The 21,829-nt window shown below is 68.0% G+C and carries 24 protein-coding genes; 16 read left to right on the top strand and 8 right to left on the bottom strand.

Annotation, left to right across the window (positions count from 1 at the left end; genetic code table 11):
• Positions 1-306 precede the first annotated feature (306 nt).
• Positions 307-630, top strand: coding sequence for a hypothetical protein (locus JNK84_RS17210; protein WP_293425909.1), 324 nt, complete (start codon positions 307-309; stop codon positions 628-630).
• Positions 631-661: 31 nt separating this feature from the next.
• On the opposite strand, the gene JNK84_RS17205 is transcribed toward JNK84_RS17210, so the two are convergent.
• Positions 662-1,312: a protocatechuate 3,4-dioxygenase gene (locus JNK84_RS17205; RefSeq protein WP_293425907.1), complete on the bottom strand. Its 651-nt coding sequence runs from the start codon at positions 1,310-1,312 to the stop codon at positions 662-664.
• 177 nt (positions 1,313-1,489) lie between these two features.
• Here JNK84_RS17205 and msrA point away from each other — a divergent pair, with 177 nt between their 5' ends.
• From msrA to JNK84_RS17155, 10 genes are all read left to right on the top strand, one after another.
• Positions 1,490-2,143 (top strand): peptide-methionine (S)-S-oxide reductase MsrA, encoded by a 654-nt coding sequence (gene msrA, locus JNK84_RS17200; RefSeq protein WP_293425905.1) that lies wholly within the window; start codon positions 1,490-1,492, stop codon positions 2,141-2,143.
• Positions 2,140-2,913, top strand: coding sequence for a CHAD domain-containing protein (locus JNK84_RS17195; protein WP_293425903.1), 774 nt, complete (start codon positions 2,140-2,142; stop codon positions 2,911-2,913). The genes msrA and JNK84_RS17195 overlap by 4 nt, the downstream gene beginning before the upstream one ends.
• Before the next feature lie 13 nt (positions 2,914-2,926).
• Positions 2,927-3,427: a GNAT family N-acetyltransferase gene (locus tag JNK84_RS17190; protein ID WP_293425902.1), complete on the top strand. Its 501-nt coding sequence runs from the start codon at positions 2,927-2,929 to the stop codon at positions 3,425-3,427.
• Between the two features lie 137 nt (positions 3,428-3,564).
• Positions 3,565-3,894 (top strand): phosphoribosyl-ATP diphosphatase, encoded by a 330-nt coding sequence (locus JNK84_RS17185; protein ID WP_293425901.1) that lies wholly within the window; start codon positions 3,565-3,567, stop codon positions 3,892-3,894.
• A 28-nt stretch (positions 3,895-3,922) separates the two neighbouring features.
• Positions 3,923-4,903 carry a type I pantothenate kinase gene (coaA, locus tag JNK84_RS17180; RefSeq protein ID WP_293425900.1) on the top strand — a complete coding sequence of 327 codons (981 nt, stop codon included), beginning with the start codon at positions 3,923-3,925 and terminating at the stop codon, positions 4,901-4,903.
• A 100-nt stretch (positions 4,904-5,003) separates the two neighbouring features.
• The gene (locus JNK84_RS17175) at positions 5,004-5,789 is read left to right on the top strand and encodes an enoyl-CoA hydratase (RefSeq protein ID WP_293425899.1); all 786 of its coding nucleotides are present in this window, start codon (positions 5,004-5,006) and stop codon (positions 5,787-5,789) included.
• A 124-nt stretch (positions 5,790-5,913) separates the two neighbouring features.
• Positions 5,914-6,201, top strand: a complete 288-nt coding sequence (locus JNK84_RS17170; RefSeq protein ID WP_293425898.1) for a DUF2218 domain-containing protein — start codon at positions 5,914-5,916, stop codon at positions 6,199-6,201.
• Between the two features lie 114 nt (positions 6,202-6,315).
• Complete coding sequence (locus tag JNK84_RS17165) at positions 6,316-7,641, top strand: malonyl-CoA decarboxylase (protein WP_293425897.1); 1,326 nt, start codon at positions 6,316-6,318, stop codon at positions 7,639-7,641.
• Between the two features lie 141 nt (positions 7,642-7,782).
• Positions 7,783-8,427, top strand: coding sequence for a lectin (locus JNK84_RS17160; protein ID WP_293425896.1), 645 nt, complete (start codon positions 7,783-7,785; stop codon positions 8,425-8,427).
• Between the two features lie 239 nt (positions 8,428-8,666).
• Positions 8,667-10,211 (top strand): flagellin N-terminal helical domain-containing protein, encoded by a 1,545-nt coding sequence (locus JNK84_RS17155; protein WP_293425895.1) that lies wholly within the window; start codon positions 8,667-8,669, stop codon positions 10,209-10,211.
• Between the two features lie 79 nt (positions 10,212-10,290).
• Here the strand turns inward: JNK84_RS17155 and pnp are convergent, their stop codons facing one another.
• Entirely contained in the window at positions 10,291-12,444 is a 2,154-nt protein-coding gene (gene pnp, locus JNK84_RS17150) for a polyribonucleotide nucleotidyltransferase (RefSeq protein ID WP_293425894.1), read from the bottom strand.
• A 315-nt stretch (positions 12,445-12,759) separates the two neighbouring features.
• The gene (rpsO, locus tag JNK84_RS17145) at positions 12,760-13,029 is read right to left on the bottom strand and encodes a 30S ribosomal protein S15 (RefSeq protein ID WP_293425893.1); all 270 of its coding nucleotides are present in this window, start codon (positions 13,027-13,029) and stop codon (positions 12,760-12,762) included.
• A gap of 207 nt (positions 13,030-13,236) precedes the next feature.
• Here rpsO and JNK84_RS17140 point away from each other — a divergent pair, with 207 nt between their 5' ends.
• The gene (locus JNK84_RS17140) at positions 13,237-13,725 is read left to right on the top strand and encodes an MmcB family DNA repair protein (RefSeq protein ID WP_293425892.1); all 489 of its coding nucleotides are present in this window, start codon (positions 13,237-13,239) and stop codon (positions 13,723-13,725) included.
• A 4-nt stretch (positions 13,726-13,729) separates the two neighbouring features.
• Here the strand turns inward: JNK84_RS17140 and JNK84_RS17135 are convergent, their stop codons facing one another.
• Both JNK84_RS17135 and JNK84_RS17130 read right to left on the bottom strand, forming a co-directional pair.
• Complete coding sequence (locus JNK84_RS17135; protein WP_293425891.1) at positions 13,730-14,302, bottom strand: ActR/PrrA/RegA family redox response regulator transcription factor; 573 nt, start codon at positions 14,300-14,302, stop codon at positions 13,730-13,732.
• A 78-nt stretch (positions 14,303-14,380) separates the two neighbouring features.
• On the bottom strand, positions 14,381-15,769 hold the full coding sequence (locus JNK84_RS17130; RefSeq protein ID WP_293425890.1) for an ActS/PrrB/RegB family redox-sensitive histidine kinase: 1,389 nt from the start codon (positions 15,767-15,769) through the stop codon (positions 14,381-14,383).
• Positions 15,770-15,871: 102 nt separating this feature from the next.
• Between JNK84_RS17130 and JNK84_RS17125 the strand changes: the two genes are divergently transcribed.
• The gene (locus JNK84_RS17125; RefSeq protein WP_293425889.1) at positions 15,872-16,585 is read left to right on the top strand and encodes an extensin-like domain-containing protein; all 714 of its coding nucleotides are present in this window, start codon (positions 15,872-15,874) and stop codon (positions 16,583-16,585) included.
• A gap of 76 nt (positions 16,586-16,661) precedes the next feature.
• Here the strand turns inward: JNK84_RS17125 and hemW are convergent, their stop codons facing one another.
• The 3 genes from hemW to rph are packed head-to-tail and all read right to left on the bottom strand — an operon-like array spanning position 16,662 to position 19,213.
• On the bottom strand, positions 16,662-17,825 hold the full coding sequence (gene hemW / locus JNK84_RS17120; RefSeq protein WP_441343266.1) for a radical SAM family heme chaperone HemW: 1,164 nt from the start codon (positions 17,823-17,825) through the stop codon (positions 16,662-16,664).
• Positions 17,826-17,855: 30 nt separating this feature from the next.
• Positions 17,856-18,503: a non-canonical purine NTP pyrophosphatase gene (locus JNK84_RS17115; RefSeq protein ID WP_293425887.1), complete on the bottom strand. Its 648-nt coding sequence runs from the start codon at positions 18,501-18,503 to the stop codon at positions 17,856-17,858.
• Positions 18,500-19,213 carry a ribonuclease PH gene (gene rph, locus JNK84_RS17110; RefSeq protein WP_293425886.1) on the bottom strand — a complete coding sequence of 238 codons (714 nt, stop codon included), beginning with the start codon at positions 19,211-19,213 and terminating at the stop codon, positions 18,500-18,502. The genes JNK84_RS17115 and rph overlap by 4 nt, the downstream gene beginning before the upstream one ends.
• Before the next feature lie 135 nt (positions 19,214-19,348).
• Here rph and JNK84_RS17105 point away from each other — a divergent pair, with 135 nt between their 5' ends.
• From JNK84_RS17105 to JNK84_RS17095, 3 genes are all read left to right on the top strand, one after another.
• Positions 19,349-20,155 (top strand): DUF1353 domain-containing protein, encoded by an 807-nt coding sequence (locus tag JNK84_RS17105; protein WP_293425885.1) that lies wholly within the window; start codon positions 19,349-19,351, stop codon positions 20,153-20,155.
• Between the two features lie 88 nt (positions 20,156-20,243).
• Entirely contained in the window at positions 20,244-21,326 is a 1,083-nt protein-coding gene (hrcA, locus tag JNK84_RS17100) for a heat-inducible transcriptional repressor HrcA (RefSeq protein ID WP_293425884.1), read from the top strand.
• 112 nt (positions 21,327-21,438) lie between these two features.
• Positions 21,439-21,822 (top strand): VOC family protein, encoded by a 384-nt coding sequence (locus JNK84_RS17095; protein WP_293425883.1) that lies wholly within the window; start codon positions 21,439-21,441, stop codon positions 21,820-21,822.
• Positions 21,823-21,829: the final 7 nt, after the last annotated feature.

Below are 21,829 nucleotides of genomic sequence, written 5' to 3'. Positions count from 1 at the left end.
CACCCACACCGCGCTCGCCACCCTCGGCGTCGAGGCCCGCTTCCGCCAGGGCCTCAATGCCTCCCTCGCCCTCGACGGCGAACTCGGCGACCGCCACCGATCCATCAGGGGAAGCGTCGCGCTCAGGCAGAGCTGGTAGGGACGGCAGGGTTCTGGCCGTCGGCGACCGGCGTCGCCATATTGATGGTCGTGAGGCCGGTATTCGCCGCCGCGTCGGCCTTCGGCGCAGGGGGGCGGGTTCTGATGCCCTTGCCGGCGGCATTCCCTAAGGTTATGTCGCCTCCGAAACCGGCCGCATGAGGTGACATGATCCGCTTCCTGTTCCGCCTCATCGGGCTCGTGCTGATCGCCGTCGGCTTCGTCGCGCTGGTCATCGACGGCACGCGATCGATTGCCGGCCAGCGGCTGATCACCACGTCCGGAGCCGACAGCTGGCGCGCGATCCACCCCGCGAGCCTCGGCGAGGTGGAGAAGCTGCTCGTCGCCCGCGATCTCGGCTGGCTCTGGGATCCGGGGCTGCTCGCCGTGCTTGCCATGCCCACGGCCGTCATCGGTCTCACGCTCGGAGCGATGATGATGCTGATCGGCCGGAGGAATGAACCGCAGGTCGGCGTGATCGGCAGGCGCTGATCCTCGCAGGCCCAGTTCGCGTGAAGACGCGTCAGGCGACGACGATGTCGAAGATGAAGCGCGGCACGGCTCCGCCCTCCAGCCGCGCGGTCACGGCGTCGCGGGCGTTTTCGTCGGAAAGCGACCGGAACAGGCCGTCGCGGGCATTCATGGCCTCCCCGGGGAAATACATCTGCGTGACGAGCTCCGGCCGTCCCTCCACGAGGACGCGGAAATGGATATGCGGCGTGCGCATGCCGGCTCCGGAGCCGTAGAAGCGCGGACGGACGGTGCGGAAGAAATAGCCGCCGTTGCCATCCGAGCGCACGGCTCCGAAGCCCTGGAAATTCGGGTCGGCGGCGCCGGCGCTCTCGCGGGGATGGTGATAGCGCCCGTCCGCATCGGCCTGCCAGATCTCGACGGTTGCGTCCGGCAGCGACCCCGAGCGGGCATGCAGAACCCGCCCCGTCACCTCGATCACCTCGCCGCGGGCACGGCCCGGCCTGCCGGCGACCTGCGTCAGATCGAGATCGGAATCGGACGGCCTGGTCGCCGGGTAGAACGGCCCGCGCGTCTGCCGCGGCGTCGGCACCAGCTGCGCCGCGGCCGGACGGGCCGCAAGGACGATGGCGGGAGCCGCCACCAGCCAGCGGCGCGACACGGGCAAGGCAACGGCGCGGTTCGGATGAGCCTCTCGATGCATCGCGGCACCTCCTGTCGCGCGATCCTGCGCGCGTCATGCGGCGCGACCCAGCCACGATCTGGTGAACTGACGCGACCGTGATGGGCTGCCCGCCGGACAGCCATGTTCCCATCGCGCGCCCTGGCGAGTAACGTCGGGCCCTGTCCTGCCGAACTGAGGGCATCGAGGAGGTATCCGATGTTCAATCTCAGGAAGAAGCTGTCCCTGCCGGCCGCGGGTGAGGCCCTGCCGGGCCGCTCCGCGCCGATCCCGACCGCCGAGCGCCATTTCGTCAACGGCAGGCCCCTCAAGGACCCCTATCCCGACGGTATGGAACAGATCGTCGTCGGTCTCGGCTGCTTCTGGGGCGCCGAGCGCAAGTTCTGGCAGTTGCCCGGCGTGTTCGTCACGGCGGTCGGCTATGCCGCGGGCACGACGCCGAACCCGACCTACGAGGAGGTCTGCTCGGGGATGACCGGCCATAACGAGGTGGTGCTGGTGGTCTATGACCCGGCGCAGGTCTCGACCGAGGAGGTGCTCAGGACCTTCTGGGAGAGCCACGACCCAACCCAGGGCATGCGTCAGGGCAACGATGTCGGCACGCAGTACCGCTCCGGCATCTATGTCACGAGCGAGGCCCAGCGCGGGGCGGCCGAGGCGTCGAAGGCGGCCTATGGCAAAGCGCTGGCCGGGCAGGGCTACAGCCCGATCACCACCGAGATCCTCGACGCGCCGGCCTTCTACTTCGCCGAGGACTACCACCAGCAGTATCTCGCGAAGAATCCGCGCGGCTATTGCGGACTCGGCGGCACCGGCGTCTCCTGCCCGATCGGCACGGGGGTTGCTGCGTGAAGCCGGTCGCGGAGGCGAAGGATCTGGCGCTTGCCGCGGGCGCGCATGCGCGCGCGGCGGGCCGGCTCATCGCCACCCAGAAGGACACGGTCAGGGCGGTGCATCTCGCCCGCCGCCACATCAAGAGAGCGCGCAGCCTGCTGCGCGCCCTGAAGCCGCTGGCGAGGGACGCTGTCGAGCGCGAGAACGGCTTCCTGCGCGCTTTCGCCCATGCCCTGGCGCCGCTTCGCGACGCCCATGCTCTGGCGGAAGCCGCGCGCGCCGTCGGCGCGGCAGGTCCCGGCGATGGGCAAGGCCCTCGCGTTGATCTCCCGGCCCTCGGCCGCGCGCTCCAGCGGCAGGCGCGGGTCATCGCGCGGCTCGCGCCGGCGGATGTGCCGAAGCACTTTCTCGCCAAGGCCGTCGCGCGCTCCTATTCCCGGGCGCGGCGCGCCTATCTCGCTTACGAGGATCATCCCTCCACCGAGCCGCTGCACGAGGCGCGCAAGCGCATCAAGGACTGCCTGCACCTGATCGAGGCGCTGGACGACCGCCGGCCGAAAAAGGCCGGCCCGAAGGCGCGCAAGCTCGACCGTATCGGCGAGCTGATGGGGGCGATCCGCGACCTCGACCTGCTCGCCCGACGGATGGACCGGGGCGAGGCCGGCCGCGCCAAGCTCGCGCGCATCGCCGCGCGCCACGTCCGCCTCGAACGCGAGGTGCAGCGCACGGGCGACAAGGCTTTCGCGGCCAAGCCCAGGGCCATCGAGAAGGCCTGGCGGCACGCGTGAGCCCTTTCCCCGTATGACCGCGAATGTCCTCTGGCGCGGCATGGCCGCCGGCGATCTCGCTTCGGTTAGCGGGATCGCAGCCATGGTCCACCCGGCCTTTCCCGAAGACGATGCTGTCTTCGCCGAGCGCCTCGCGCTGCATCCGGCCGGCTGCCGGTTGCTGGTCGTCGCAGGCGAGCCAGCGGGTTATGTGATCAGCCACCCGTGGCGATCGGGGTCGCTACCCGCGCTCAATGCTCTGCTCGGGTCGCTGCCGGGCGATGCCGACGTCTACTATATCCACGATCTCGCCCTGCTGCCTGCCGCGCGCGGTACGGGGGCTGGCGCAGCCGCTGTTCTCGCTCTCAAGCGCCATGCGCTTTCGCTCGGCTTCACGGCGCTCTCGCTGGTCGCCGTCAACAATTCCGCCGCGTTCTGGACGCGGCAGGGCTTTGGCGAAACGCCCTCCGGCGCGGTGGCTGAAAAGCTCGCCAGCTATGGCGATGATGCCCGGTTGATGGCCTGCCCGCTCTGACCCGTGCGATCGCGTGAACCCGGCCGCGACGCCCCTCCGCCCATCTGCCACCGTGACATCGGCGTCATAATCTGCATCATGCCGCGACTTTCGCGCCCGCCGGCGGCGAGGCGTCTTCTGCGAAGGGCTGTGTGCCGATGAGTTCCTTCACGCTCGCCGAGCTCGAGACGATCGTCGCCTCGCGCGCCGCTGCGCCGCCCGCCGAAAGCTACACCGCGGCCTCGCTCGCCAAGGGGCCCGTCCATTGCGCCAAGAAGTTCGGCGAGGAGGCGGTCGAGGCCGTCATCGCCGCGACGCAGGGCGACAGGGCGCCGCTTGTCGCCGAGAGCGCCGACGTGCTGTTCCATCTCATGGTCGTCTGGAAATCGCGCGGCATCGCGCTGGGCGAGGTCATGGCCGAGCTGGAGCGCCGCACGGCCCAGTCCGGTCATGCCGAGAAGGCATCCCGCCCCAAGGCCAATCCCTGAAGCCCGCAACCCGATGAACGAGCGTCCGATGCCAGCAAGCCTCGCTGCGGCGGCCCCCGTGCCGGAGACCAACGGCAATCCCTCGCCCTACCGGATGTTCACGCGGGCGGAATGGGCGGCCAAGCGCGCCGACACGCCAATGACGCTGACGCCGGAGGAGATCGCCCGGCTGAAATCGTTCACCGACCAGCTCTCGATCGAGGAGGTGGAGGCGATCTACCTGCCGATCTCGCGCCTCCTATCCTTCTATGTCGCCGCCCAGCAGAAGCTGTCGCGCGCCTCGCAGTCGTTCCTCGGCGCGAAGGACGTGAAGATTCCCTTCGTCATCGGCGTGGCGGGCTCCGTGGCGGTCGGCAAGTCGACGACCTCGCGCGTGCTGCAGGCGCTGCTGTCGCGCTGGTCCAACACGCCGAAGGTCGACCTCATCACCACCGACGGTTTCCTCTTCCCCAACGCCTATCTCGAGCGCGAGGGGCTGATGAAGAAGAAGGGCTTCCCGGAGAGCTACGACACCAAGGCGCTGCTGCGCTTCCTCGCGGCCGTGAAGGCCGGCGAGCGGCATGTCCATGCGCCGATCTATTCTCACCTTGTCTATGACGTGGTGCCCGGCGGCGGCGTCACCGTCGACCGTCCCGACATCCTCATCGTCGAGGGGCTGAACGTGCTCCAGACCGGCCGTCCCCCGCGCGACGGCAAGGCCATTCCCTTCGTCTCCGACTATTTCGACTTCTCGGTCTTCATCGACGCCGAGGAGGACGTGCTGGAACGCTGGTATCTGGAGCGGTTCATGCGCCTGCGGGAAACCGCCTTCCGCGATCCGCAGAGCTATTTCCGCCGCTATGCCGAGAAAACCGAGTTCGAGGCGATGAAGACCGCGCTGGCGCTCTGGTACGGCATCAACCTCGTCAACCTGCGCGACAACATCATGCCGACGCGCCATCGCGCCAAGCTGATCCTCAAGAAGGCCGACGACCACCGCATCGACAGCGTCAGCCTGAGAAGGGTCTGACGCGCCGCGCCCCATGCCATCCCCCATCGGACAGGATGACAGGCCCGTCGGCCTCGGCTAGCTCTCGCGCCACAACGAACGACACGATCGGGAGCCCTCCATGGCCGAGAACGCCGCCTACGAGACCATCATCGTCGAGACGCGCGGCAAGGTCGGGCTGATCACGCTCAACCGCCCGAAGGCGCTGAACGCGCTCAACAGTCAGCTGATCGGCGAACTCAACACGGCGATGGACGGTTTCGAGAAGGATCCGGCCATCGGCTGCATGGTGGTGACAGGCTCGGAGAAGTCGTTCGCCGCCGGCGCCGACATCCTGGAAATGCAGGCCAAGACCTATCCCGAGAGCTATCTCGAGGACTTCATCACCTCCTGGGACCGGGTCGGCCAGCGCCGCAAGCCGATCATCGCGGCGGTGGCGGGCTTCGCCCTCGGCGGCGGCTGCGAGCTCGCCATGATGTGCGATTTCATCCTCGCAGCCGACACCGCCCGGTTCGGCCAGCCCGAGATTAAGCTCGGCGTCATGCCCGGCTCCGGCGGCACCCAGCGCCTCACCCGCTTCGTCGGCAAGTCCAAGGCCATGGAGATGTGCCTGACTGGCCGCATGATGGATGCGGCCGAAGCCGAGCGTGTCGGTCTCGTCTCGCGCGTCGTTCCCGCGTCCGAGCTGGTCGAGGAGGCCGTGAAGGTCGCCACCCAGATCGCGGACCTGTCGCTGCCGGCCGTCATGATGACCAAGGAATCGGTGAACCGCGCCTACGAGACGACGCTCGCCGAGGGTGTGCGTTTCGAGCGGCGCGTGTTCCACGCCATGTTCGCCATGGCCGACCAGAAGGAAGGCATGTCGGCCTTCGCCGAGAAGCGCAAACCGGCCTTCAAGAACCGCTGAAACGGCATATCAGCCGAGCATTCCCGTTGCGCGCGGGTGCCCTGCGGATGGCCGGGGTGCTCCCGCGTGCTTTCTCGTCCCAGATGGGACGCTGATCGCGGCGCCCCCGTTTGAGGATCCCGACATGCCCGTTTCGCTCGCCGACATCGCGACGGCTAACGCCAGCCGCTATCTCCAGCAGCTGTGCAAGCACTGGAGTCACAAGTTCCAGGTGACCTTCGACGACCGCAGCGGCAAGGTGCCGTTCAGCGATGCCGCCGAACTGACGCTGACCGCCAACGGAGACGTGCTGAGCCTGAAGCTCGACGCCTCCACCGACCGCCTGCCGACGCTGGAGGAAGTGGTTGCCGAGCACCTGAAGCGCTTCGCTTTCCGCGAGGAGCTGAGGATCGACTGGCAGCCGGCCGGATGACCCTTGCCGGTTGAGGCGTTCGGCCGCGTCGGAAAGGGGCTCGCCGCAACGCAGCATCCTGTGGCACGATGCTCTCCCGAGGCCGCCTCCGCTGCGGCCGTGGAGACCGGACGCATGACCTTCGTCACCGATCTGCTCGCCACCGTTTCGCGCCGCTCGCGCGAGCTCATCGGCTGGAAGCCGGCCGAGTTCGAACCGCGCACGGCCGCCGACATTCTGACGCTCGCCCGCACGCTGCTGTCCCGCCGGGGCGAGGCTTCCGGCACGGCGCTCGCCCGCGATATCCTCTCCGGCTATGCCCGGCTCGACGCGGAGGGCCGGCTCGCGGTGCTGCGTGAGCTTGCCACCGGCTTCGGCGCGGACAAGGCGAAGCTCGACGCCGCCATCGCCGCCTACCAGACCGACCCGACCGGCGCCGCAGCGCTCGCGCTGCACGAAGCGGCCGAGCCGCGCCGACAGGAGCTGATCCGCCGGCTCAATCTGGCGCCCGGCGGCACGCTGGCGCTGGTCCGGCTCAGGGACGATCTGCTCGCCCATGTCGGCGCCTCCGCCGAGCTGCAGCTTCTCGACACCGACCTCGTCCACCTGCTGTCGTCCTGGTTCAACCGGGGGTTCCTCGTCGTGAAGCGCATCGACTGGTCGACGCCGGCCAACATCCTCGAGAAGATCATCCGCTACGAGGCGGTCCACGAGATCCGCGACTGGGACGACCTGCGCCGCCGCCTCGAACCGGAGGACCGGCGCTGCTACGCCTTCTTCCATCCCCGGCTCGAGGACGAGCCGCTGATCTTCGTCGAGGTGGCGCTGACCGCCGAGATTCCGGCCGCCATCGGCCCGCTGATCGCCGAGGGTGGTGCGCCGCTCGCCGCCGACGATGCGCGCGTCGCGGTGTTCTATTCGATCTCCAATTGCCAGACCGGCCTTGCCGGCATTTCCTTCGGCTCGCTGCTGATCAAGCAGGTGGTGGAGGAGTTGAAGCGCGAGCTGCCCAAGCTCACGACCTTTGTCACGCTCTCGCCGGTGCCGGGCTTCGCCAGATGGCTGGCGAAGGAGCGCCGGAGCGAGACCGGCTTCCTGCTGGACGAGGAGAAGGATCTTCTGGCCGCGCTCGACGAGTCCGACTGGCGCGCCGACGGCGTGCGGGCGCAGAAGATCGACCGGGTGCTCGCGCGCGCGGCCGCGCGCTACTTCACCGCCGCCAAGACCAGCGGCAACCGGCCGCTCGATCCCGTGGCGCGGTTCCATCTCGGCAATGGCGCGCGGCTGGAGCGGATCAATCCGGGCGCCGACCTCTCCGCCTCCGGCCTCAGGCAGTCGCACGGCGTGATGGTCAACTACCTCTATGACCTGCCGCGCATCGAGGAGAACCACGAGGCCTATGCCGAGCGGCGCGAGGTGGTCACCAGTTCGGCGGTCAAGAAGCTCGCCGCGCCCGCCTGACGCCGGCCCTGCCGATGTAACTTCATAACAATCCTCACCGATCTGTGTCTTGGCGCGGCTGATGCACCATCACAGGCTCGCTCGCATGCCGGCAGAAGGCCACGACAAGGCCAGGGCAGATCCGGCGGGAGGATCGCGGACATGACCATGACGAAAAGCCTCGTGACAGCGGCGGGCGCGCTCGCCCTGATGGCCGCGCCGGCCATGGCTCAGCAGGCGCCCCAGATGGGCTTCTTCATTACCTCCGCACCGCTTCAGGGCGGCAATCTCGGTGGGCTCGAAGGCGCCGATCGGCATTGCCAGGTGCTGGCGACGGCAGCCGGCGCGGGAGCGCGCACGTGGCGCGCCTATCTGTCGACGCAAGGCGCGAATGCCGTCAACGCCCGCGACCGGATCGGCCGCGGCCCGTGGCAGAACGCCCGCGGCGTGGTCATCGCCAACAGCGTCGCCGAACTGCACGGCACCAACAACCTGACCAAGCAGACCGCGCTGACCGAGGCCGGCGCCATGGTCAACGGCCGCGGCGACACGCCGAACCAGCACGACATCCTGACCGGCAGCCAAGCGGACGGTACGGCGTTCTCCGGCGATGCCGACCGCACCTGCGGCAACTGGACCAAGGGTGGCGAAGGTTCGGCCATGGTCGGCCACCACGACCGTCAGGGCCTCAATACCGAGCCGCCGGCCCTGTCGTGGAATTCCTCGCACCCCTCGCGCGGCTGCGACCTGCCTTCGCTGCGCGCCACCGGCGGCAACGGGCTGATCTACTGCTTCGCCGCGAACTGACGCGACATCCTATCCGGCCGGGCGGCGCGCGCCGTCCGGTCGCCGTTCGGGTCGACTGTGGCGTCTGCACGCACCGCGCGATCTTCGGTAAATTTACGCGATCCGGTTGCCTGACGTCAGGGCAGCGTTAGGAAATCGTTGGCAGTATCTCCGCACCTCCAAAAAAGGAGGCCGCCCAGGATTGGCGGTGGGACGATTCGCCTCCCTGAACGGGAGGGGCCCTAGAAGGGGGTGCGTGCGTGTCCGGGATTACCATTTCGCGCGGCGTTCGCTCGAACCTGCTGGCATTGCAGAGCATCGCGTCGGACCGCGAACTGATTCAGGGCCGCCTTGCCTCGGGCAAGAAGGTCAATTCGGCCCTCGACAACCCCACCAACTTCTTCACCTCGGCATCGCTGAACGCCCGCGCCAACGATCTCGGCTCGCTGCTCGATTCCATGTCCAATGGCATCAAGACGCTGGAAGCCGCCGATAACGGCCTGAAGTCGATCACCCGCACGGTCGAGTCGCTTCAGTCGTCGATCCGCCAGGCCCGCCAGGACAAGTCGTTCAAGAGTGGGGCCTACAAGATCGACGGCGCCGCGATCGGCAATGTCACGACGAAGAACCTGTCCTTCTCCGGCGGCTCCATCGGCGCCGTGCCGGTCGATATCGCGTTGAACTCGGTCGGGGCGAGTCCTGAGCCCCTGCTCACCGGCTCCAGCAATTTCGTCAATCTCGATGTCTCCGCCGGTCAAAGCTACTCATTCGACGTCGCGGTGGACGGCGGTCCGCCGGTCTTCGTCAATCTGACCACTGGCACGGCCGACACGAACACTGACGGTGCCGTGGATCTGAGCGAGGCCGTCGTCCATACGAATGATCGGCTGGCACTTTTCGGGTCGGATATACGCGCGCGCAACAGCCTGACCCAGCCGGGCAGGATGGAGTTCTATATCGCTTCAGGCACGCACACCGGACCGACCTCATCGATCTCCATCTCCAACATGATGGCCCTTGGAGGTGGCGCTTCCCCCATCGCCAATATGGGCTTTGGCGGCGGCGCGACGGCCAATGGCAGCAGCGGTGGTGGCACGGGCGGTGCGAAATCGGTGGATCAGCTGGTCGCCGATATCAACGGCAATTCCAGCCTTCAGGCCAAGGTCCGCGCTTCCAACGACAATGGCAGGCTGCGGATCGAGAATCTCTCGACATCCGCGATGACGCTGGCCGGCATCGGCGGCGACGGCGAGATCGACGGCACGGTGGGAACCGGCGCTATCGGCGGCAACGATGTCCGAGCCGACCTGATCCGCCAGTTCAACGACCTGCGCCAGCAGCTCGACCGGACCGCTGAGGATGCCTCCTTCAACGGCATCAACCTGCTGCGCGGTGACGCGCTCGGCATCACCTTCAACGAGACGGGCTCGTCCTCGCTGACGATCCAGTCGAAGGGCGGCAAGCCGATCAATTCGACCAATCTCGGCATCGACGTGCAGGCATTGACGGCGGCCGATGCCGATTCCTCGCTGGACGCCATTCTCGGCAAGCTGACGACGGCGCTTGGTTCGCTGCGCTCGCAGTCGTCGTCCTTCGGCTCCAATCTCTCCATGGTGCAGAACCGGCAGGATTTCACCAGGGCGACGATGAACACGCTGCGGGGCGGCGCCGACAATCTCGTGCTCGCCGACCAGAACGAAGAGGGCGCCAACCTGCTCGCGCTCAACACCCGCGCGCAGCTTGCGACCTCGGCCCTGTCCTTCGCCTCGCAGGGCGACCAGCAGGTTCTCCAGTTCCTCCGCTGAAGCTCATAAGCGGCGGCCAAACAAAAAAGGGCGGCCCGAGAGCCGCCCTTTTCTCATTCCTGAGGCTAAAAGACGCCGATCACTCGGCGGCGTCGCCCTCTTCGGCCGGGGTGTCCTTGGCCTTCTTCTCGAGGTCCTCGCCGGTCGCCTGGTCGACGACCTTCATGGACAGGCGCGTCTTGCCGCGATCGTCGAAGCCGAGCAGCTTCACCTTCACCTTGTCGCCCTCCTTGACCACGTCAGTGACTTTGCCGACGCGGTTGTTGGCGAGCTGCGAGATGTGGACGAGGCCGTCGCGCGAACCGAAGAAGTTCACGAAGGCGCCGAAATCGACGACCTTCACCACGGTGCCCTCGTAGATCATGCCGAGCTCGGGCTCCTGCGTGATCGACTTGATCCAGTTGACCGCCGCGCGGATCGACTCGCCGTTGGCGGAAGCGACCTTCACGGTGCCGTCGTCCTCGATGTTCACCTTGGCGCCGGTCTTCTCGACGATCTCGCGGATCACCTTGCCGCCGGTGCCGATGACTTCGCGGATCTTGTCGGTCGGGATCTTGAAGCTCTCGATGCGCGGCGCGTGCTCGCCGAGCTCCGAACGCGCCGAGGTCAGCGCCTTCGCCATCTCGTCGAGAATGTGCTCGCGGCCGCCCTTGGCCTGTTCGAGGGCGACCTTCATGATCTCCTCGGTGATGCCGGCGATCTTGATGTCCATCTGCAGCGAGGTGATGCCCTCGGCCGTGCCGGCCACCTTGAAGTCCATGTCGCCGAGATGATCCTCGTCGCCGAGGATGTCGGAGAGCACCGCGTAGCGCTCACCCTCGAGGATCAGGCCCATGGCGATGCCCGCGACCGGCCGCTTGATCGGCACGCCCGCGTCCATCAGCGCCAGCGAGGCGCCGCAGACGGTGGCCATCGACGAGGAACCGTTCGACTCGGTGATCTCCGACACGACGCGGATCGTGTAGGGGAACTCGTGCTTCTCCGGCAGCATCGGGTGGACGGCGCGCCAGGCGAGCTTGCCGTGGCCGACTTCGCGGCGGCCCGGACGGCCCATGCGGCCGGCCTCGCCCACCGAGAAGGGCGGGAAGTTGTAGTGAAGGAGGAAGTTCTCCTTGTAGGTGCCGGTCAGCGAGTCGATGAACTGCTCGTCCTCGGCGGTGCCGAGCGTGGTGACGACCATCGCCTGCGTTTCGCCGCGGGTGAACAGCGCCGAACCGTGGGTGCGCGGCAGGACGCCGACATCGGAGACGATCGGGCGGACCGTCTTCACGTCGCGGCCGTCGATGCGGCTGCCGGTGTCGAGGATGTTCCAGCGGACGACCTTGGCCTCCAGCTCCTTGAACACGCCGGCAACCACCAGCTTGTCGTTCTTGCCCTCGGCGGCATCGCCGGCGAAAGCCTCGATCGCCTTCTTCTTCACCTCGCCGACGGCGGCGTAGCGGGCGGTCTTCTCGCGGATCGAATAGGCGGCGCGGAGGTCCGCCTCGACCAGCGCCAGCATCTGCTTCTCCAGCGCCGAATGGTCCGGCGGGGCGAAGGCGCGCGGCTCCTTGGCGGCCTTGTCGGCCAGCTTGATGATCGCATTGATGACCGGCTGGAAGTACTTGTGGCCGAACATGACGGCGCCGAGCATGACCTCCTCGGACAGCTCGGAGGCTTCCGACTCGACCATCAGCACGGCGTCGGCGGTGCCGGCGACGACGAGATCGAGCTTCGAGTCCTTCATGTCGTCGACATAGGGGTTCAGCACGTATTCGCCGTCGATATAGCCGACGCGAGCGCCGCCGACCGGGCCCATGAAGGGCACGCCGGAGAGGGTCAGCGCGGCCGAGGCGGCGACCATGGCGAGGATGTCGGGATCGTTCTCCATGTCATGGGAGAGCGTGGTGACGATGACCTGCGTCTCGTTCTTGTAGCCGTCGACGAAGAGCGGGCGGATCGGGCGGTCGATCAGGCGGGAGATGAGCGTCTCGCGCTCGGTCGGCTGACCCTCGCGCTTGAAGTAGCCGCCGGGAATGCGGCCGGCCGCGAAGAACTTCTCCTGGTAGTTGACGGTCAGCGGGAAGAAGTCGATGCCGGCCTTCGGCTCGAAATTGGAGACGACGGTGGCGAGCACGGTCGTCTCGCCATAGGTGGCGAGCACGGCGCCATGGGCCTGGCGGGCAACCTTGCCGGTTTCGAGGACGAGCTTGCGACCACCCCAGGTGATCTCCTCGCGATGGATATCGAACATTTCTTCTTTCCTTTCTCGGACGTACGGACGGCGGATGGCCATGGGCAGAACGGCGAGAGGCCCGCAAGCGGACCGGCTTCAGGACGCGTTCGCGTCCCCGGCTCGCTGCGATCCTGCCATGGCGATCTGGTGGTCCAGTGGTCTGGCCTTGTTGAGCCGGGCCTCGCGATCAGCGCGGAGGCCCTTCGGTTGGGGCGCCCGGGATCGGGATAGCCCTTCTAGATGGGGCATGGCCGTCGCGTTGGCCGCTCATCGGCCCCGCACGGGATGCCCGGATGCGAAACGGCCCCGCGCGGGCGGGGCCGGTCCTTGAGATCAGCGGCGGATGCCGAGACGCTCGATCAGCGTCTTGTAGCGGGCCTCGTCCTTGCGCTTGACATAGTCGAGCAGGGAGCGGCGCGCGGAGACCATCTTCAGGAGGCCACGACGGGAATGATTGTCCTTCGTATGGCTCTTGAAATGCTCGGTCAGGTTGGTGATGCGCTCGGTGAGGATCGCAACCTGGACCTCGGGCGAACCGGTGTCGCCGGCCTTGGTCGCATATTCCTTGATGAGCTCGGCCTTGCGGGCGTCGGAAACCGACATCGGGCTGTTCCTTCTGAACTGAGGGGTCTTGCGGCCGGCGCCGGGATGTCGTCCAGCGCGGTCGGATGGCCATGCACGCCGCGAGGGTGCATGGTCCGGCGGCCATTGGGCCACCGAAGGCGCGGCTTATACACGAAAAGGGCGGGAAGGGAAGCGAGAGCGAACGTTCCCGTTTCATTCTTGCTGGAGATGAGCAACAATGCGGCAATGAACTCGCTTGCCGCCGCATCCCTCGTTCCTCCCGTCGATGGCCGCCAGTCCGACCGGGCGCTCGCCATTGCGCGCGGGGTGACGCGCCTGTTCGCCGCCATGGACCTCGCGGTCGTGCCCGAACTTCCTCTGCCCTCGGGCCGGCGCGCCGATCTCACGGCCCTGTCGCGCACCGGCGCGCTCTGGATCGTCGAGATCAAGTCCTCGGTCGAGGATTTCAGGGCCGACCGCAAGTGGAGCGACTACCGCGCCCACGCCGACCGGGTGTTCTTCGCGGTCGCGCCGGATTTCCCGGTCGGTATCCTCCCCGAGGACGCCGGCCTCATCCTCGCCGACGCCCATGACGCGGAAATCGTGCGGGAAGGGCCGTCGCAGGCACTGTCCGCGCCGACGCGCAAGGTGATGATGCTCCGCTTCGCCCGCGCTGCCGCCGGCCGCATGACGCTGCTTTGCGACCCGCAGGCGCGGGGGCTGACCGACCTCTGACGGCTCAGCGCGGCGCGCGCTTCGCCAGAATGCGCTGCAGCGTGCGGCGGTGCATGCCAAGCCGGCGCGCGGTTTCCGAGACGTTCCGGCTGCACAGCTCATAGACCCGCTGGATATGTTCCCAGCGCACGCGGTCCGCCGACATCGGGTTTTCCGGCAGGTCGGCCGATTTGGCGCCCGTGGCCATCAGCGCCGCGAACACCTCGTCGGCATCGGCGGGCTTGGCGAGATAATCGACCGCGCCGAGCTTCACCGCCGTCACCGCCGTCGCGATATTGCCGTAGCCGGTCAGGATCACGCCACGCGCGTCGGGCCGGGCGCTCTTGAGGGCGGAGATCACGTCGAGGCCGTTGCCGTCGGCAAGGCGCATGTCCACGACAGCGAAAGCCGGCGGTCTGGCGGCGACGGCGGCCAGGCCATCGGCCACGCTCTCGGCCGCGGTGACGGCGAAGCCGCGCGCCTCCATGGCCCGGCACAGCCGCTGCAGGAACGGCTTGTCATCGTCCACCACCAGCAGCGACCGATCCGCCGGAAGCGCCATGGCGAGGGCGGTCGGGGCGGTCTCGATCTCCGGCATCGGGGTCTCCTCTGGGCCCGCATCGGGGCAATTCAGCATTGTTTCTTGCGGGATATGTAGGGCTTGGCGCTCCGTCTCTCAAGTCGGCGGCCAGGCGTGCGGGGCCGCAGGCGATGTCGCGGCCGCCCGCGTGCCGCTGGTCCCGAAGGCTGAGCGGGGCCAGGAAACCTCGACCAGCGCGCCGGTTTCAGGGCCTGGCCGGTTGCGATAGGCGATGCGCGCGCCGGAGCGCTGGAGCAGGGTCTTGGCGATGAACACGCCGAGGCCGAGGCCGGACTGGTCCTCCCCCGGCTCGGCTTCGGCGCGGGACCGGCCGCCGCGCCCCTTGCCGCGCCGGGTGAAATAGGGCTCGCCGATCCGGTCGATGATCTCGGGCGGAAAGCCGGGCCCGTCGTCCATGACCGAGACCTGCACCGTCTCCTCGTCCCAGCGCGCGGCGATGGTCACCGCCGAACGGGCGAAATCGACCGCGTTCTCGACGATGTTGCCGAGGCCGTAGAGCAGGCCCGGATTGCGGCCGATCACCGGCTCGTCCTCGCTCTTCTCCGGCAGCTCCACCGTGATGGTCACATCGAAGAAGCGATGCGGCTGCGCCACCTCCTCGATGAGCTGGGCGAGCGACATCGTGTCGAAGGGAGCGTCGCCCGACGACAGGCTCTTCAGCTTGGCGAGGATGTCGCGGCAGCGCTGGACCTGTTCGCGCAGCAGCGCCATGTCCTCGCCGATCGGGCCGTCCTTCGGCAGTTCGCCGGCGAGTTCCTTGGTGACGAGCGCGATGGTGGCGAGCGGCGTGCCGAGCTCATGGGCGGCGGCGGCGGCGAGCCCGTCCAGCTGCGAGAGATGCTGCTCGCGCGCGAGGACCAGCTCGGTCGCGGTCAGCGCATCGGCAAACTGGCGCTGCTCCTCGGCGACCTGCCAGGCATAGATGCCGATGAACGAGATGCAGATCAGCAGGGCCGCATAGACCCCCACGAGATAGAGCGGCGGCAGGCGCAGGTCGTCGTGCCACTCCCACGGCAGCGGCAGATGCGCATAGGCGACGACGGTCGCCGAGACGACCACGAGCAGGCCGAGCATCAGCGTCACCCGTGGCGGCTGGGACGTCGCCGAAATCAGCACGGGCGCGATGAACAGGAAGGCGAAGGGATTTTCCAGGCCGCCGGTCAGGTAAAGCAGCGTCGCCAGCTGGACGATGTCCCAGGCGAGCGACGCGCCGGCCTCGAAGGGTGACAGGCGATGATGGGGCGGGTAGCGCAGGCGCAGCGCGATATTGACCCAGGCCGAGGCGGCGACGGTCAGCAGGCAGAGATCCAGCGGCAGGTCGGAGTTCAGCGCCCAGTAGACCGTGACGATGGCCGTGGTCTGTCCCACCACCGCGAACCAGCGCAGACGGATCAGGGTTTCGAGGCGCAGGCTCGGATGCCAGGTCGCGTCGGTCAGTGTCGGCAGGCGCAGCCGCTGGAGCATGGCCGCAAACTAGGCTGCGCCGGGCCAAAACGCCACCGGCCAGCGACGCTCGGTCGCGGCCGGTGCCCGGAACATCGCTCCGGCTCCCGGTTAGGCTGCACCATGGCCCTGCGCCTCGCCCGCGCCGTCATCGGCGGTCTCGCGCTCCTCCTGCTGGGGCTGATGCTGCTCGTCGCGGCTGGGCGTGTCACGGTTCCGCCGGAACTGAACCCCTTCGCGCCGCTCGACATCCGTGACGAGCCGGGCTTTCTCACGGCGTTCAAGGTCTCGCGCGCCCGCGCCGACCCCGGCCTTTGCCGTGCGGCGCTGGATCGTGCGGATCTGCGCTTCGATGCGGTGCCCGATCAGGTAACGGGCGAAGGCTGCGGCTTCGCCAATGCCGGCCGGGTCGCCCGGCTTTCCCGCGCGACACTGTCCTCGCCGGTCGTTCTCTCCTGCCGGGCGGTGCTGGCGCTCGCCCTCTACGAGCGTCATGGCCTGTCGAGGGCTGCGCGCGAGCATCTCGGCAGCGAGGTCGCGCGGATCGAGCACATGGGCACCTATTCCTGCCGAAACATCAACCACGCGCCGGCCGGCCGGCGCAGCCGCCACGCGACCGCCGACGCCATCGACATCGGCGGCTTCGTGCTGGCGGACGGGCGGCGGCTGACGCTGCTCGGCGACTGGTCGTCGGAGGATGCGGCCCGCGTCGCCTTCATGCGCCATGCCCGCGATGCCGCATGCCGATGGTTCGACGTAACGCTCTCGCCCGTCTTCAACGCCCTGCACCGCGACCATTTCCACCTCGACATGGGAGGCGGGCGGGCCTGCCGCTAATCGGCCATAGCGCTTCTGAGCGAAGTGGGTACCGGTTCGCGTGAAGAGAAGCGCGCGATCAGCGTGCAAAACGCGTTCAGTCCAATCGCGCGAGGTCAGCGACGACAGCGTCGAGCACGGGAAAGCCGAGCGGCGTCACCTTGAGCCGCTCGCCGGGCAGGCGCTGCACCAGACCCTCGCCTTCGAGGAAATCGATGCGCTCGGGATCGAGCGACTGGCCCGACAACGCCTCGTAGCGGGCAAGGTCGATGCCCTCGGCGAGCCTCAAGCCCATCACGAGGAATTCGTCGGCATTCTCGATCTGGACGAGATGCTCTTCCGCAATCATCCCCGAACCCTGCCGCTCCACCAGGTCCAGCCAGGTCTCCGGATGTCGCTCGGTCGAGGTCGCGACACGGCCGTTGCCGAGTGTCAGGCGGCCATGCGCGCCGGGGCCGGCGCCGACGAAATCGCCGGAACGCCAGTAGATCAGATTGTGCCGGCACTCCGCGCCCGGCCGGGCGTGGTTGGAGATCTCGTAGGCCGGCAGTCCCTCCGCCGCGCAGATGCCCTGTGTCAGGTCGTAGAGCACGCGCCCTGTCTCCGGGTCGGGCATGGCGAGCTTGCCGGCCTTGTGCAGCGCCTCGAACACAGTGCCGGCCTCGATGGTCAGCTGGTAGAGCGACAGGTGTTCGGCGGCCTCCGATATGGCGCGCCGGAGCTCTGCCTCCCACGCCTGCGCCGTCTGGCCGGGCCGGGCATAGATCAGGTCGAAGGAATAGCGGTCGAAGTGGCTCCGGGCGACATCGACCGCGCGCAGCGCCTCGTCCACCGAATGCATGCGGCCGAGGCTCTTGAGATCCTTGTCGTCGAGCGCCTGCACGCCGAGCGAGACGCGGTTGACGCCGGCCGCGCGGAAGCCCTTGAAGCGCTCGGCCTCGACGCTGGTCGGGTTGGCCTCCAGCGTCACTTCGCAATCGGCGGCGACCGGCCAGAGCCGCGCGATCTCGTCCAGCACCGCGCCGACGGTCGCCGGCTCCATCAGCGAGGGCGTACCGCCGCCGAGGAAGATGGAGGACACCGTGCGCCCCGGCGTCCGTCGCGCGTTGGTCGCCAGTTCCCGGGCGAAGGCCGCGACGAAGCGCTGCTGGTCCGGCGCGACATGCCGCACGTGGCTGTTGAAGTCGCAATAGGGGCATTTGGAGGCGCAGAACGGCCAGTGGACATAGATCCCGAAGCCGGGATCGCCCTTGGTGCCCATGCCCGGAAGGTCGGTCGTCATCGGCTGTATCTAGGCTTTGCCCGCCGCGTCACCAAGCACCGAATCCGCCAGCTTCATGAAGGCGCGCGCCCGGTGCGACAGGCCCTCGCCCTTCAGCGGCAGGCCGTGTTTGGCCTCGGGACCCATCTCGCCGAAGGTCAGGGCGTGGCCGTCGGGAAGGAACATCGGGTCGTAGCCGAAGCCCTTGTCGCCGCGCGGCGGCCAGACGAGCGTGCCGAACACCCGGCCTTCGAAGATCTGCTCGGTGCCGTCGGGCCATGTCAGGCACAGCGCCGAGACGAAATGCGCCTTCGCGCCGGTGGTCGCGACGCCGCGCAGCGACAGCTCGCGATCGACCCGCGCCATGGCGGCGGCGAAATCGCGGGGATTGCCGGCCCAGTCGGCGGTGAACAGGCCCGGCGCGCCGTCGAGCGCGTCGATGGCGAGCCCGGAATCGTCGGAGATCGCTGGCAGGCCGGTGGCCGTGGTCGCCGCCCGCGCCTTGATCGCGGCGTTCTCGGCATAGAGCGTGCCGGTTTCGGCCGGCTCCGGCAGGCCGAGTTCGCCCGCCGAGGTCAGCGCGATGCCGTGAGGGCCCAGAAGGTCGCGGAACTCGGCGAGCTTGCCCTTGTTGTGGGTCGCGACGACGAGCTTCAGGCCGGGGCCGAGACGGGTCATGCCACCGCCGTCTTCTGGAGGTCGACGAGCCTGGCGCAGCCGTCCTTGGCGAGCGCCAGCAGCCGCAGCAGTTCCTCGTCGGTGAACGGCGTCTTCTCGGCCGTGCCCTGAATCTCGACGATGCCGCCCTTGCCGGTAATGACGAAATTGGCGTCGGTATCGGCCTCCGAGTCCTCGGCATAGTCGAGGTCGAGCACCGGCGTGCCCTCGTAGATGCCGCAGGACACTGCCGCCAGATGGTCGCGGATCGGGTTCGCCTTCAGCATGGAACGCGCCGTCATCCAGGCGATGCAGTCATGCAGCGCCACCCAGGCGCCGGTGATCGAGGCCGTGCGCGTGCCGCCATCGGCCTGGATCACGTCGCAGTCGATGGTGATCTGCCGCTCGCCCAGAAGCTGGAGATCGACCACGGTGCGCAGCGAGCGGCCGATCAGGCGCTGGATTTCCTGCGTGCGTCCCGAGGGTTTGCCGGAGGTTGATTCGCGGCGGGTACGCTCCAGCGTCGCGCGCGGCAGCATCGAATATTCAGCCGTGACCCAGCCGCGACCCTGACCGCGCAGCCACGGCGGCGGCTTTTCCTCGAGCGAGGCCGTGCAGAGCACGTGGGTATTGCCGAACTTCACGAAGCACGAGCCTTCGGCGTAGCGGGCGACCGCACGTTCCAGCGAGACGGGGCGCAGCGCGTCGGGCGCGCGTTTGGAGGGTCGCATCGGGGTGTCCGGCATTCGTTGAGATCGCGGGGTCATAGGGCGGGACGGCTCGCGCGGCAAGGACATGCCGGTTCGGGCGCTGCCGGTCGATCCGTATTCCCACCAGTAGATGAAGAGGCGAAGAAGCCATAGGAAATGGTGCAATTCGCCGGTTCTGCTCGTTCACGTTGCGCGGGGTATGTCATGAGGCGAGGTTTTCGAATTGCATGCTGGCTATTGCTTGCGGCGCTTGGGGGGCCCCTCTTCGCGCCCGCATCGGCATGGGCGCAGGCCCGCTTCGTCGGCGTGCTGAAGCTCGTGCCGGACGGGTGCGCCGCTTCCGGAAAGTGCCGCCTCGACGAGAATTTCGGCTTCATCGATGCCAACGGGCTGGGCTGGGAGGCGAGGAAGGGTCTTGAGACCGATGGCGCCTCGATCCCGTCCTGGGCGCAGCCATTCGTCGGCGCGCCCTTCGACGAGGCCTTCATCCGGGCGGCCGTGATCCACGATCACTATTGCATCCGGCAGGTCCGGGAATGGCGCGTCACCCATCGGGCCTTCTACGAGGGGCTGCGCGCGAGCGGTGTTCCCGAGGGCAGGGCCAGCCTGATGTACTATGCGGTCCTTGTCGGTGGCCCGAAGTGGATCGAGCTGATACCGGGAGCGCCCTGCGGCACTGGCGGAGCCTGCATCAATCAGGTCGATGTCAGCACACAGGTGCGGGGCTCGTTCATCGCCATGAATGACGAGGGACAGGCTCTGGTGAGGCGGCCCGCCCTTTACGCGACGCCTGGCTTCTCCGCCGCGATGGAGAGATTCCAGGCGGAACACGCGGCCAATCCGGCCGGACCGACCCGGGAGCAGGCAGAGGCCGCCGCCGCGCGCGATATGAGCGGAGACTTCTTCTTCCGGAATGGCCGGTCCATCGGGACCAGCCTGCGGGTCCGGATCGAGGTTCGGTAGGCTTGATCGTGGTTATGCGGCCGGGCAGGTCTGCTCGCGCTTGATCTAATGTCCCGGCCGAACCAAATTCGGTGGCGGAGGTTACCCCTTGTCTGCCGAAGTTCCGCGTCCGCCGACGAACGTTTCCGCCCTCGCCCAGCTGGACGAGCGTTCGCGCGAGATATTCCGCCAGATCGTCGAGAGCTACCTTGCCACCGGGGAGCCGGTCGGCTCGCGCAATCTGTCGCGCATCATCCCGATGCAGCTGTCGCCGGCCTCGGTCCGCAATGTCATGCAGGACCTGGAGGAAGCCGGGCTCATCTATGCGCCGCACACTTCGGCCGGTCGCCTGCCGACCGAAACGGGCCTGCGCTTCTTCGTCGATGCGCTGATGCAGTTCGGCGACCTCGCCGAATCCGAGCGCAACGCCATCGAGGCGCAGGTGGCGGCCTCGGCGCGCCAGCAATCCATGGAAAGCGTGCTGTCGGACGCCTCCCAGCTCCTGTCCGGCATGTCGCGCGGCGCGGGCGTCGTGCTGACGTCGAAGTCGAACGTCCGGCTGAAACATATCGAATTCGTCCGCATCGAGCCGGAGCGGGCGCTGGTCGTGCTGGTCTCCGAGGACGGGCAGGTCGAGAACCGCATCGTGCCGATTCCGGCGGGCATGCCGCCCTCGGCGCTGGTGGAAGCTTCGAACTTCCTCAACGCCCATATCCGCGGCCGCACCCTTGCCGATGCGCGCATCGAGCTGCAGAAGTCGCTGGCGACCGCCAAGGCCGAACTGGACGGGCTGACGCAGAAGCTGGTCGAGGCGGGTCTCGCCTCCTGGTCGGGCGGCGAGCCCGACGAGCGCCGCCTGATCGTGCGCGGCCAGGCGAACCTGCTCGACGACCTCCGGGCCATGGAGGACCTCGAGCGGATCCGTCTGCTGTTCGACGATTTCGAATCCAAGCGCGAGCTGGTCGACCTGCTGGGGCGGGCGGAGACCGCCGAAGGCGTCCGCATCTTCATCGGTTCGGAGAACAAGCTGTTCTCGCTGTCCGGCTCCTCGATGATCGTCGCGCCCTATCGCGATGCCCAGAGCCGGATCGTCGGCGTGCTCGGCGTCATTGGCCCGACCCGGCTGAACTATGCGCGCATCGTGCCGATGGTCGACTACACGGCGCGGGTGCTGTCGCGGCTGATCAAATAGGGCCGACCGGGGAGGCATCGCGCCTCATTGTCGCCCGCCTGCAATCGGACCATGCTGCAATGCCGTTGACGGTGGGGAATGCTCCCTCCGCGCGCATCTGAGGGAGGACCGCATGAGCGGCAAGTTCAACTGGAACGAGTTGATGACCGATGACATCAACCGGGCCAAGGCCTTCTACGGGCAGGCGCTCGGCTGGACCTTCGAGCTCTTCCCCATGCCGGACGGCGAGTACTGGATCGCCAAGGCCGCCGACGGCACGCCGACAGCGGGCCTCATGCCGATGGACCCGGAAGACAAGGAATCGCAGCCCGGCTGGCTCTCCTACGTGCAGGTGGAGGATCTCGACGGCCGCCTCAACGCGGTACGCTCGGGTGGTGGCAATGTCCTGCAGGAGCCGCTCGACATCCCCAATGTCGGCCGTATCGCCGTGGTCGAGGATTCCTCCGGCGCGGTTCTCGGCTTCATGATGACGGCGACCGCTCCGCCGACGGCGTGACGGCGCC

The organism is Phreatobacter sp., assembly GCF_016793595.1.
In the GTDB taxonomy this organism is placed as follows: Bacteria; Pseudomonadota; Alphaproteobacteria; order Rhizobiales; family Phreatobacteraceae; genus Phreatobacter.
Note: the sequence above shows the minus strand (reverse complement) of the source record. Positions and strands in the feature narration are given on the sequence as shown.